Genomic DNA, 11,420 nt, shown 5'->3' with positions numbered 1-11,420 from the left:
ATTAAGGCAAGATAAGTATCAATAGTTGGACTTTTCACACATCCCGCATCGACTTTAGTCGTGCCCACCGGCAGGAGGCGCCCTTGTCCCATCCATCGGATACCGCCGTTCCCGTCTTCAAGCTCTACGGTGAAACCCACCCTTGGCCGACACCGGATCTGCTGCACTGCGAGTCGATCCCCGAGCGCAGCCGGCTGCACGACTGGCATATTCGTCCCCATCGGCACGCCGATCTGGTGCATGTGCTGCACATCGCCAGCGGAGAGGTCGAACTGGAGCTGGAGGGCACCCAGCATGCCCTGCTGGGGCCATTGGTGATCGTGGTGCCGGCCATGAGCATCCACGGTTTTCGTTTCTCGCAGGATGTCGAAGGACATATCGTCACCCTGGCGCAGCCGCTGGCCGAACAGCTTGGCCAACAGCTCGAGGAGCAGGCGAAGGTTCTGCGCTACGCCAACTATCTTCGCCTCGAGCAAGCCGCTCAAGCCCAGCGCCTGGCGACGCTGGTGGCACAGATCGCCAACGAGTACCGGCGACCGGCACCGGGGCGCGAGCGTATGCTGAACGCCCTGGTACAGGCCCTGGCAGTGGAGCTCGCCCGGCTGACCGAGCCGCACGGCGCCTCTCACGCCACTGAGCCGCGTCAACACGACCGCGGCCACGAGCATCTGGCGAGCTTCCAGTCGCTGATCGAGGCACAGTACCGCCAACAGCCCAGCGTCGAGCGGTTCGCCGAACAGCTAGGCATGAGCAGCGCCCACCTCAATGCCCTTTGCCGTCGCCTGGCAGACCGCAGTGCGCTTCAACTCCTCCACGAACGCCTGCTGCTGGAGGCCAAGCGCCAGCTCACCTATACCAACATGACGATCAGCCAGGTCGCCGACAGCCTCGGCTTTTCCGAGCCGGCCTATTTCACCCGCTTCTTCAAGCGCAATACCGGCCTCTCGCCCCGGGATTTCCGGCTGCGGCAGTACCAGGAGCATGCCGTAACGAACTCATGACCCCACCGGGACGCTGGGTCCGGGTGGGGTCGTGAAGTGCTGCGCGTCGTATCGTTCGTACGCGTCAGATCGGGTAGTGGCGCGGCCCGAGCTGTATCGTCATCCAGCGCAGCTCGGTGAACTCCTCGATTCCGGCCTTGCCGCCGAAACGACCATAGCCGCTGGACTTGACGCCCCCGAAGGGCATCTGCGGTTCATCGTGCACGGTAGGCGCATTGATGTGACAGATGCCCGACTCGATACGCGCGGCCACTTTCATCGCTCGCGCCGTGTCGCGACTGAAGACGGCGGAAGAAAGGCCGTAGTCGCTGTCGTTGGCGACACGAATGGCTTCTTCCTCGCCATCGACGCGAATCATCGCCACGACGGGGCCGAAGGACTCCTCGCGGTAGAGCCGCATATCGGAAGTCACCCCATCCACCACCGTGGCCTGCATGATCACCCCCTCGGCCTTGCCACCGCTGGCGAGCCTGGCCCCCTTGGCCACGGCATCGTCGAGCAATGCATTGAGCTTCTCGCCCGACTCGGCATTGATCAGCGTGCCCAGGGCGTTGCCGTCGGCGCGCGGGTCGCCCGCCTTGAGCTCACGCGCACGCGCCGCGAGCTTCTCGGCGAAGGCATCGGCCACCGAGTGATCGACGATGAGCCGTTCGGTCGACATGCAGATCTGGCCCTGGTTGAAGAAAGCACCAAAGATCGCCGCATCCACCGCGGCATCCAGATCGGCGTCGTCCAGCACCAGGAACGGCGCCTTGCCACCCAGCTCCAGCAGTACGGGCTTGAGATGGCTGGCGGCCTTCTCGGCAATGATGCGGCCCACCGGCGTGGACCCGGTGAAGTTGATGCGTTGCACCGCAGGGTGGGCGATCAGCGCTTCCACCACTTCCGGCGCTTCGTGAGGAGCGTTGGTGATGACGTTGACGATTCCCCCACCGAACCCCGCCTCCACCAGCACCTCGCCGATGAGGTGGTGGGTGGCCGGACACTGCTCCGAGGCTTTCAGCACGACGGTGTTGCCGCAGGCCAGCGGCGTGGCCACGGCACGCGTGCCGAGAATGATCGGGGCATTCCAGGGCGCGATACCGACGACCACGCCACAGGGCACGCGCACCCCCATGGCCAGGTTGTCGGGTACGTTCGAAGGGATGACGTCACCCTGGATCTGGGTAGTCAGCGCGGCCGCCTCGCGCAGCATGCCGGCTGCGATCATCACGTTGAACCCGGCCCAACCCGGCGTAGCGCCGGTCTCATCGACCATGCGTTCGATGAAATCGGCCTGGCGCGCCTCCATCAGCTCGGCGGCCTTGAGCAACTTGCCGCGCCGCTCGCCGGGGCCCGTACGGGACCACGCGGCGAATGCCTGCCCTGCCGCATCCGCCGCGGCCCTGGCATCGGCCACCGTCGCGGCAGCGGCGGTGGTAACGACCTTGCCACTCAACGGGTTGGTCCGCTCGAAGGTCGTTCCCGTTTCACCGCCCCTCGCGGCATCGCCAATCAACAGCTTCAACTCGGTCATGTTCTCTTCTCCTTGTTTTCCAGCGTGAAAGCCAGCCACGTCCTGACGGGCTTCACCATCGATGCGCTAAAGCATCCAGAGGGACAGAATGGGGAAGGCGATCAGCAATGCCAGGCGCAGCAGATCGGCGACGATGAACGGCGCCACACCGCGGTAGATCTCGCCCAGCCCCACGTGGGGCGCCATGGCCTTTATCACGAACACATTCATGCCCACCGGCGGCGTCACCAGCCCCAGCTCCACGGTCAATACGGTGAGGATGCCGAACCATACCGGGTCGATGCCCAGCATGGTGATGATCGGGAACACCACCGGCACCGTGATCACCAGCATGGCGATTGAGTCCATGAACATGCCAAGTACGAAGTAGAGCAGCAGGATCAGCAGCAGGACCACCATCGTCGGCACGTCCAGCCCGCCGAGGAAGGTGCTGATGGTGAAGGAGATCCGCGACACCGAGATGAAATAGCCCAGGGTCTCGGCCCCCACCAGCATGAAGAACACCACCGCCGAGAGCGCCAGGGTTTCGCGCACGCTCTGCCACAGCCCGGCCAATCGCATGCCCTTGTAGAAGGCGTAGAGCAGGGTCGCGAAGGCCCCCACGCTGGCCCCCTCGGTGGGTGTGAACATGCCCTGATAGATACCGGCAATGATGATGACGAACACGGTGAAGAAGGGCAGCAGACCGGCCAGCGAACGAAACTTCTCGGCAAAGCTGGTAGATTCGCCGGGCACCGCCAGATGGGGCCAGATACGCATCACCACGCTGACCGTCAGCGCGTAGAACACCAGCCCCATCAAGCCGGGAATGATCCCCGCGGCGAACATGTCGCCCACCGACTGCTCGGTGATGATGGCGTAGATCAGCAGTGCAATGCTGGGCGGGATCATGATGCCCAAGGTGCCACCCGCCGCCAGCGTGCCGGTTGCCAGCGAACGCGCATAGCCATGCTTTTCCATTTCCGGCAGCGCTACGCGGGTCATGGTGCTGGCGGTGGCCAGCGACGAACCGGAGATCGCCGAGAAGACCCCGCAGGAGCCAACCGTGGCGATCGCCATACCGCCTTTCCAGCCGCCGCAGATGGTTCGCGTCGAATTGAACAGCATCCCCGCCATGCCCGAGTGGGCGGCCAGCACCCCCATCAGGATGAACATCGGTATGGCACTGAAGCTGTAGCTGGCGAGAACGTCCACCGGTACCGACTTGACCATGGAGAGCGCCGCCCCCCAGGAGATCACCTGGGCGAAGCCCACGACTCCGACGATCAACATAGCCAGGGCCACGGGGACACGCAGTACCAACAGCACCAGGAGCCCGATCAGGCCGATGCCGCCGATCATCTCGCTACTCATGATGGACACCTCCCCCAGCGGTGGCAAAGAAGGTGCCAAGTACGGCATGCACGAGACTGCGCAGCGCCAAAAGCGAGCAGAGCACCGCACCGAACTGGTAGATCGGCCCCATGGGAAGCCTCAGGTCCTGGGTCACCTGACCGCGCTGGGTGGCGATACCGGCTTCCTGCCAAAGGCCGATCGCCATCACCGCTCCCAGCACCACGAAGCCGAACAGAAAGATGCCGCCCAGGCGCTCCTTGAGCGTGGGCGACAGTCCATGACTGAAGGCTTCGACCACTACCTGGCTGCGCTCCACGCTTGCCGCCATGGCGGCAAGCAGCGAGAACAGCAGCAGGTAACGGACGAGCTCGACGCTGCCGATCACGCTCCAGTTGAGGGCACCGCCCGAGAGGCGAAACACCAGGCGCAGCAACACGTCGACGATGGTCACGCTCATGAGCGCGAGCAGCGCCAGACCCGCCACCAGCAGGCACAGACGTGCCAGCTGACGGCTGACGAACAACAAGGGTTGCATCAGCGGCTCCCGGCTCAGCTCTGTTCGGCCGGGCAGGCGTCGCGCGCTGCCATGGCGGCTTCATAGACCTCACGCGCGTTGTCCAGGCCACGGCCCTCGAGTTCACTGAGGTAGTTCTCGATGCCCGCCTGGAGCGGACCGGCCCAGTCGTCGTGTTCGAGCGGGTTATCAATGACGCGAATGGTATGTCCGGCTTCCTCGGCCTCCTGCTTGCCCGCTTCGTCCAGACCGTCGAACACACCGCCGGCCACCTCGCTCCACGCCATGCCCATGTTGGCTTCGATGGCCGCCTGCTGCTCGTCGCTCAGACGATCGAAGCTGCGCTGATTCATGGTGGCGACGAAGATCAGCGAGTAGAACGGCACCTGAGTGTGATAGTTGGCCAATTCGTTGAGGCGGAAGACCTTCATGCCTTCCCAGGGGAAGCTCAGGCCGTCGATCACGCCACGCTGCAGCGAGGTGTAGATGTCCGGCGCCGGCATCCCCACCGGCTGGGCACCCAGCTGTTCGAGCATTTCGCCGGCCACGGCGGTGGGTCGACGAATGCGCAGGCCCGAGAGATCGGCGGGTGACTGGATGTCGTTGTCCACGGTGTGCAGGTAGCCCGGCCCCGTGGTGAACATGAACAGCACCTTGGTATCGTCGTATTCGCTGGCGATGTGGCCGTCGTCGTACAGCGTCTGCAGGATGCAGGCGCCCTGGCTGGCGGTATCGGAAACCCCCGGCAGCTCGACGATCTGCGAGAGCGGGAAACGGCCGGCGGTATAGCCCTGGGCGGTAATGGCAATGTCGGAGATGCCGTTGACCGCACCCTGGTAGGCCTGGTCGGCGCGGGTCAGGGTCTGGGAGGGGTAGTTCTCGATCTGCAGTTCGCCGCCGGACGCCTCCTGCACGGCCTCGACCCAGGCCTGGAAGATCTCCTGGTTGATCCCGGAACCATCCGGCCAGAAATGCGACATGCGCAACGTGGTAGACGCCTGTGCGGCAGACGCCGCGGTAAGGCCGGCAATGGAAGCTGCCAGCAGGCAACGCGTCAGGATACGGTTCATGGGGGGCCTCCGAGGATCGTTATAATGGTTACAGCGCTTTGTTCTGCATCCGAATATACGTTCGGGTTATTCGATAAACTACCCCACCCCAAGGCATCCTGAACAATCGACCTTAGTCTAGTTAGCTTGGATTTTTCATAGCCATTCAAACGGATGAAGCACTTTCTCTTCTTATCTATAAGGACTATCGATAACTTTTATTGGACTTTAGGAATCTCTCACTGAAGCAAAACGGCATTTATCCCAGCCCCAGCAGCTCCCCATAGCGCAAACCAATGAACGCGTGCTCGCGCATCAGCATCTCGGCGCGCGCACCCTCGCCGTGGCGCAGTGCCTGAAACACCAGCTCGTGCTGCATCTGGGCAAGCTGGAGCTTGCGGTACTCGCGATCCAGCGCCTCGCTGTCGATGACGATGGAGTCCGCCGCGGCGAAGGGCAGGTGGTTGTTGCGGGCGATGGCGTCGCCGATCACCGGACTGCCGGCCGATCCCACGATAGTTTCGTGGAAGCGCCGATTGAGTTCGCTCCAGACGTCCACATCACGCTCCTCCAGGTGGCCCTTGGCCAGCAGTTCGCGACCCTGTTGGATCCAAACCGTCAGCTCCTCGGCCAGAGCCGGGGACAGCCCCTGTTCCGCCAAGCGTCGTGCCGCCAGCCCTTCCAGCACCCCGCGCACCTCCACCGCGCAGAGCACGTCCGCTTCGGTGAACTCCCGCACCATGAAGCCCCGCTTGCCGGCCCGCTGCAGTAGCCCCTCCTGCTCCAGGGTGCGGAACGCCAGGCGCACCGGGGTCCGCGAGACGCCCAGCTGCTCCGCTACCGCCACCTCACCGAGACGTTCGCCCGGCCCGTAAGCCCCCTCGCCGATCAGCTTGCGTAATCGGCTCACCACGCTCTTATCGCTGCTGCTCACTCGAACTCCCATTCGTCACCGTGCTTTCGAAGACCGCGAACATGGATCCAACTAAAGCATAAGTTGACCAAAACCAGAATCAAAAGCTCTACTTTGGATCCAAACATAATTTTCATGACCGTGACACGCGCTGCAATGCAATGCCCATGAACCGACGCAGCCAAGGAGAGAACCATGTCGCTACAGGCCCCCTTCCCCAAGAATACCTGGTACGTCGCCTGCACCCCGGACGAGATCGAAGACAAGCCGCTGGGGCGCATCATCTGCAACGAACCGATCGTCTTTTTCCGCGGCGACGAGGGCCGCGTGGCTGCGGTGGAGGACTTCTGCCCCCACCGCGGCGCCCCGCTGTCGCTGGGCTTCGTACGTGACGGCAAGCTGGTCTGCGGTTACCACGGCCTGGAGATGGGCTGCGACGGCAAGTGCGCCGGTATGCCGGGCCAACGGGTGCGCGGCTTCCCCAGCATTCGCGCCTACCCGGTGGTGGAACGTCACGGCTTCGTGTGGCTCTGGCCGGGCGACCCCGACCAGGCCGACCCAAGCCTGATTCCCGAGCTGCACTGGGCCAACAACCCCGACTGGGCCTACGGCGGCGGGCTCTACCATATCCACTGCGAATACCGGCTCATGATCGACAACCTCATGGACCTGACCCATGAGACCTACGTGCACGCCTCCAGCATCGGCCAGCCGGAAATCGAGGAAGCCGCACCCGAAACCACCGTCGACGGTGACGAAGTGATCACCAGTCGCCACATGGAAAACATTCCGGCGCCACCCTTCTGGCAGGCCGCCCTGCGCGGTAACGGCCTGGCCGACGACGTGCCGGTGGACCGCTGGCAGATCTGCCGCTTCACGCCGCCGAGCCACGTACTGATCGAGGTCGGCGTGGCTCACGCCGGCCACGGCGGCTACGACGCACCGGCAGAGGTCAAGGCCGCTAGCATCGTGGTCGATTTCATCACCCCCGAAACCGACACCTCGATTTGGTACTTCTGGGGCATGGCACGCAACTTCAAGCCGGAGGATGGCGAGCTAACCGAGCGGATCCGCGAGGGCCAGGGCAAGATCTTCGCCGAGGACCTGGACATGCTCGAGGCTCAGCAGCGCAACCTGCTGCGCTACCCGGAGCGTCAGCTGCTCAAGCTCAACATCGACGGCGGCGGTGTGCAGGCCAGGCGCATCATCGACCGCATTCTGACCGAGGAGCGAACCGCCAGGGAGGGCACCACGGTATGAGCAGCGCTCCCCTCTCGCTGATCGTCGAGGTCAAGGCGCGTCACGACGAAGCCCAGGACATCGTCACCTTCGAGCTGGCCGACCCCCCCGGTCGGCCGCTGCCGGCGTTCAGCGCCGGCGCCCACATCGACGTACGGCTGAAGGATGGCCTGATTCGCCAGTACTCGCTGTGCAACCACCCCGAGGAGCGCGACCGCTACCTCATCGGGGTGCTGCGCGACCCGGCCTCCCGCGGCGGCTCGGTGGCCATGCACGAGGAGATCCAGGTGGGCGACCTGGTTCAGATCAGCGCGCCCAAGAATCACTTCCCGCTCAAGCCGGCCGGCCGCACCCTGCTGCTGGCCGGGGGCATCGGCATCACGCCGCTGCTGTGCATGGCCGAGCGCCTGGCCCACACCGAGGCCGAGTTCGCGCTGCACTACTGCACCCGCTCCGCGGAACGCACCGCCTTTCGCCGGCGTATCGCCGACTCCGGCTTCGCCGAGCGGGTGCACTTCCACTTCGACGACGGCGCAGCGGAGCAGAAGCTGGATCTCGAGGCGCTGCTGGCTACACCGGACCCGGACGCTCGGCTCTACGTATGCGGCCCGACGGGTTTCATCGATGCCGTGCTCTCCGCCGCCAAGTCCAGCGGCTGGCCCGACGAGCGGCTGCACACCGAATACTTCGCCGGCGCCGTGGCCGACACCAGCAACGACGGCAGCTTCGAGGTCAGGATCGCCAGCAGTGGCGCCAGCTTCACCGTCCCTGCCGACAAGACCGTGCATCAGGTGCTGTCCGAGAACGGCATCGAGATCATGGTTTCCTGCGAACAAGGGGTCTGCGGCACCTGCCTGACCCGGGTGCTGGAGGGCGAGCCCGACCATCGCGATCTCTACCTAGACGACGACGAACACGCCGCCAACGACCAGTTCACGCCCTGCTGCTCCCGGGCCAAGAGCAAGGTTCTGGTGCTGGACCTGTAAGCGCTGTACCCATAACGACAAGAGGAGTTCCCCATGACAACCAGCAAGATCGTGACCGCCCTTTCCCTGAAGGCCCCCATGAAGAGCGCCCTCACCGGTGCTCTGACCGCCGCCCTCCTGGCCACGCCGGCTCTGGCCGAGGCCACTACCCTACGTATCGCCCACGTCTGGCCCGGCGGTTCGCTGATCGACCGCGAACTCTTCCAGGCCTGGGCGGAGAGCGTCGAGGAAGCCTCCGATGGCCGCCTGCAGGTGCAGATCTTTCCCGGCGCCACCCTGACCGGGGCCGATAGTGCCTATCAGGGTGTGGTCAACGGCATCGCCGATATCGGCGCCACCGCCCAGGGCTACAACGCCGGGCGCTTTCCGCTGACCCAGGTGGTCGAGCTGCCCGGGGTCTCGGCCAGCAGCAGCCAAGGCTCCTGCATCCTGCAGTCCCTCTACGACCAGGGGCACTTCGAAGAGGAGTACTCCGATACCCGGCCGCTGTTCATGTTCACCACCGGCCCCGGCTACCTGCATACCAAGGAGCGTCTGATCGAAACGCCGGCGGATCTGGAAGGGATGCGCCTGCGCCGACCCACGCCGGTAGTGGGCGACATGTTTACCCGGCTCGGCGCCCAGGCCGTCGGCATGCCGGCACCGGAGGTCTTCACCTCAATGCAGCGCGGCGTGGTGGATGGCCTGAGCTTCAACTGGGAGGGCATGAAGACCTTCCGCCTCAATGAGCTGGCCCGCTATCACACCGAGGTGCCGCTTTACGACCTGTCGCTGTTCGCCACCATGAACCAGCGCACCTACGACAGCCTGCCCGCGGACCTCCAGCAGGTCATCGACGACCACAGCGGCATGGAGTGGTCGCTGCGCGCGGCTGCGGTCTACGACGAGCTGATTCGCCAGGGTCGCCAGGACGCCGAGGAGGCCGGCCATGAATTCCTGGTCATCGAGGGCGCCCTGGACCATCCAGACTGGGGCCCGGTGCTCCAGGAAACCATCGAACGCTACCTCGAGGAGGTCGGCGAGGAAGGCAGGACGATCCATGAAGCCGCCACCGCCCTTCAGGCCGAATGTCCCGCCTGACCCTTGTTACTTCACCTCTCCACTCTCTCACGGCAGCCCTCGGGCTGCCGTTTTTCGTTTTCCTCCCGGCCACCCCCGCAAGACTAAAGTCGAAGTTCGGCATGAATGACCCGGCACGGCAACTGCTGTAGGCTATCCATTGTTTAATATCACAACAGTATCTCCGAACAACAAGCGCCCAGCTTGACGATTATTGCCGAGGCCCACATGACCGAAACGCTCGTCAAGACGACTCTAGACGACACCCTCTACACCATCACGCTGGCGCGCCCGGAGAAGCGTAACGCCGTCAGCGACCGCCTGCTCAATGCCCTGGAAGAGGCCCTGGTTGCCACGCCGGAAGGCACCCGGGTCATCATCCTGGCCGCCGAGGGCAAGCACTTCTGTTCCGGTCTGGACCTTGCCGAACACCAGCATCGCGACCCCTTCGGCGTGGTGCAGCACTCCCGCGGCTGGCACCGGATCTTCGATCGTCTGCAGAACGGCGGAATCCCCGTGGTCACCGCCATGCAGGGTGCCGTCATCGGCGGCGGCCTGGAGCTGGCCACGGCCACACACGTTCGGGTCGCCGAATCCAGCACCCTCTATCAGCTGCCGGAAGGCCGCCATGGCATTTTCGTCGGCGGCGGCGCCTCGGTGCGGGTTGCCGGCATCATCGGGCCCAGCCGCATGTGCGAGATGATGCTCACCGGCCGCGTCATGGACGCCGACGAGGGGCAACGGTTGGGCCTCTCCCACTACGTGGTCGGCGAGGGGGAGAGCCTCGCCAAGGCCCGCCAGCTGGCCGAGCGCATTGCCGAGAACGCTCCCATGGCCAACTGGGCCATGGTCTCCGCCATCTCGCGCATCGACAACATGGCCAGCGACGACGGCCTGTTCGTAGAGTCGCTGACCGCCGCCCTGACCCAGACCAGCCCCGAGGTCGCCGAACGCATCGGCAGTTTCTTTACCAAGAAGGGCAAGGGTCCACGCACCTGAGGAGAGCATCATGAAGTTTCAGGACAATACCTTCATCGTTTCCGGCGGTGCCTCGGGGCTGGGAGAAGCTACCGCCCGCGCGCTGCACGAGGCGGGCGGCAACGTGGTGATTGCCGATCTCAATGCCGAACGCGGCACGACGCTGGCAGGCGAGCTGAACGCCAGAAGCGCGACCGACCGCGCGCTCTTCCAGCGCACCGACGTCACCAGCGAAGCCGATGCCCAGGCCGTGGTGGCGCTGGCCGTGGATACCTTCGGCGGCTTGCAGGGGCTGATCAACTGCGCCGGTGTCGGAGACCCCGCCAAGGTGGTCGATCGCCACGGCGAGCCGCTGCCGCTGGAAGCCTTCGCCCGCATCGTCAACATCAACCTGCTGGGCAGTTTCAACATGCTGCGCCTGGCCGCCGCCGCCATGGCCAAGGGCGAGCCCCAGGCCGACGGTGAGCGCGGGGTGATCATCAACACCGCCTCGGTGGCCGCCTTCGACGGCCAGATCGGCCAGCCCGCCTACGCGGCCTCCAAGGGTGGCATCGTCGCCATGACCCTGCCCGTCGCCCGGGAGCTGGCCCGCCACGGCATCCGCGTCATGACCATCGCTCCGGGGCTGTTCAAGACCCCGCTGATGGAGGCGCTGCCGGAAGAGGCGCAGCAGTCGCTGGCCGCCTCCATCCCCTTCCCCAACCGTTTGGGCGAGCCGGACGAATTCGCCCGCCTGGCCTGCCATATCGTCGATAATCCCATGCTCAACGGCGAGACCATTCGCGTGGATGGGGCGATTCGTATGGCCCCTCGCTAAAGCCAACTCTTCA

Annotated in this window: 11 protein-coding genes; 6 read left to right on the top strand and 5 right to left on the bottom strand. The window is 64.7% G+C overall.

What is annotated here, in order from left to right; genetic code table 11:
* Positions 1-83 precede the first annotated feature (83 nt).
* Positions 84-1,001: a helix-turn-helix domain-containing protein gene (locus AC2VNO_RS04975; RefSeq protein WP_486933097.1), complete on the top strand. Its 918-nt coding sequence runs from the start codon at positions 84-86 to the stop codon at positions 999-1,001.
* 64 nt (positions 1,002-1,065) lie between these two features.
* Here the strand turns inward: AC2VNO_RS04975 and AC2VNO_RS04970 are convergent, their stop codons facing one another.
* From AC2VNO_RS04970 to AC2VNO_RS04950, 5 genes are all read right to left on the bottom strand, one after another.
* Complete coding sequence (locus AC2VNO_RS04970; protein ID WP_486933096.1) at positions 1,066-2,517, bottom strand: aldehyde dehydrogenase; 1,452 nt, start codon at positions 2,515-2,517, stop codon at positions 1,066-1,068.
* A 66-nt stretch (positions 2,518-2,583) separates the two neighbouring features.
* Positions 2,584-3,870: a TRAP transporter large permease gene (locus tag AC2VNO_RS04965; protein ID WP_228574257.1), complete on the bottom strand. Its 1,287-nt coding sequence runs from the start codon at positions 3,868-3,870 to the stop codon at positions 2,584-2,586.
* Positions 3,863-4,387, bottom strand: coding sequence for a TRAP transporter small permease (locus AC2VNO_RS04960; protein ID WP_486933095.1), 525 nt, complete (start codon positions 4,385-4,387; stop codon positions 3,863-3,865). Before AC2VNO_RS04960 ends, AC2VNO_RS04965 begins: the two co-directional genes overlap by 8 nt.
* A 14-nt stretch (positions 4,388-4,401) precedes the next feature.
* Positions 4,402-5,436, bottom strand: a complete 1,035-nt coding sequence (locus AC2VNO_RS04955) for a TRAP transporter substrate-binding protein (RefSeq protein ID WP_486933094.1) — start codon at positions 5,434-5,436, stop codon at positions 4,402-4,404.
* Positions 5,437-5,674: 238 nt separating this feature from the next.
* The gene (locus AC2VNO_RS04950; RefSeq protein WP_486933093.1) at positions 5,675-6,349 is read right to left on the bottom strand and encodes a GntR family transcriptional regulator; all 675 of its coding nucleotides are present in this window, start codon (positions 6,347-6,349) and stop codon (positions 5,675-5,677) included.
* Positions 6,350-6,523: 174 nt separating this feature from the next.
* Here AC2VNO_RS04950 and AC2VNO_RS04945 point away from each other — a divergent pair, with 174 nt between their 5' ends.
* The 5 genes from AC2VNO_RS04945 (at position 6,524) to AC2VNO_RS04925 (ending at position 11,407) form a co-directional block, all read left to right on the top strand.
* Complete coding sequence (locus AC2VNO_RS04945; RefSeq protein ID WP_486933092.1) at positions 6,524-7,588, top strand: aromatic ring-hydroxylating dioxygenase subunit alpha; 1,065 nt, start codon at positions 6,524-6,526, stop codon at positions 7,586-7,588.
* Positions 7,585-8,553, top strand: coding sequence for a PDR/VanB family oxidoreductase (locus AC2VNO_RS04940; RefSeq protein WP_486933091.1), 969 nt, complete (start codon positions 7,585-7,587; stop codon positions 8,551-8,553). Before AC2VNO_RS04945 ends, AC2VNO_RS04940 begins: the two co-directional genes overlap by 4 nt.
* 33 nt (positions 8,554-8,586) lie before the next feature.
* Positions 8,587-9,633 (top strand): TRAP transporter substrate-binding protein, encoded by a 1,047-nt coding sequence (locus tag AC2VNO_RS04935; RefSeq protein WP_486933090.1) that lies wholly within the window; start codon positions 8,587-8,589, stop codon positions 9,631-9,633.
* Positions 9,634-9,840: 207 nt separating this feature from the next.
* Positions 9,841-10,611, top strand: coding sequence for a crotonase/enoyl-CoA hydratase family protein (locus tag AC2VNO_RS04930; protein WP_486933089.1), 771 nt, complete (start codon positions 9,841-9,843; stop codon positions 10,609-10,611).
* A gap of 10 nt (positions 10,612-10,621) precedes the next feature.
* Positions 10,622-11,407 carry a 3-hydroxyacyl-CoA dehydrogenase gene (locus AC2VNO_RS04925; RefSeq protein WP_486933088.1) on the top strand — a complete coding sequence of 262 codons (786 nt, stop codon included), beginning with the start codon at positions 10,622-10,624 and terminating at the stop codon, positions 11,405-11,407.
* Positions 11,408-11,420 lie beyond the last annotated feature (13 nt).

This window comes from Halomonas sp. TH-94 (assembly GCF_057473365.1).
This window is presented reverse-complemented; position numbering and strand designations above follow the sequence as displayed.

Excerpts from the sequence above, each read along its gene's own strand:
- AC2VNO_RS04935 (WP_486933090.1), top strand. The coding sequence starts at position 8,587 with ATGACAACCAGCAAGATCGTGACCGCCCTTTCCCTGAAGGCCCCCATG.
- AC2VNO_RS04925 (WP_486933088.1), top strand. The coding sequence starts at position 10,622 with ATGAAGTTTCAGGACAATACCTTCATCGTTTCCGGCGGTGCCTCGGGG.
- AC2VNO_RS04955 (WP_486933094.1), bottom strand. The coding sequence starts at position 5,436 with ATGAACCGTATCCTGACGCGTTGCCTGCTGGCAGCTTCCATTGCCGGC.
- AC2VNO_RS04940 (WP_486933091.1), top strand. The coding sequence starts at position 7,585 with ATGAGCAGCGCTCCCCTCTCGCTGATCGTCGAGGTCAAGGCGCGTCAC.
- AC2VNO_RS04945 (WP_486933092.1), top strand. The coding sequence starts at position 6,524 with ATGTCGCTACAGGCCCCCTTCCCCAAGAATACCTGGTACGTCGCCTGC.
- AC2VNO_RS04970 (WP_486933096.1), bottom strand. The coding sequence starts at position 2,517 with ATGACCGAGTTGAAGCTGTTGATTGGCGATGCCGCGAGGGGCGGTGAA.
- AC2VNO_RS04930 (WP_486933089.1), top strand. The coding sequence starts at position 9,841 with ATGACCGAAACGCTCGTCAAGACGACTCTAGACGACACCCTCTACACC.
- AC2VNO_RS04960 (WP_486933095.1), bottom strand. The coding sequence starts at position 4,387 with ATGCAACCCTTGTTGTTCGTCAGCCGTCAGCTGGCACGTCTGTGCCTG.
- AC2VNO_RS04965 (WP_228574257.1), bottom strand. The coding sequence starts at position 3,870 with ATGAGTAGCGAGATGATCGGCGGCATCGGCCTGATCGGGCTCCTGGTG.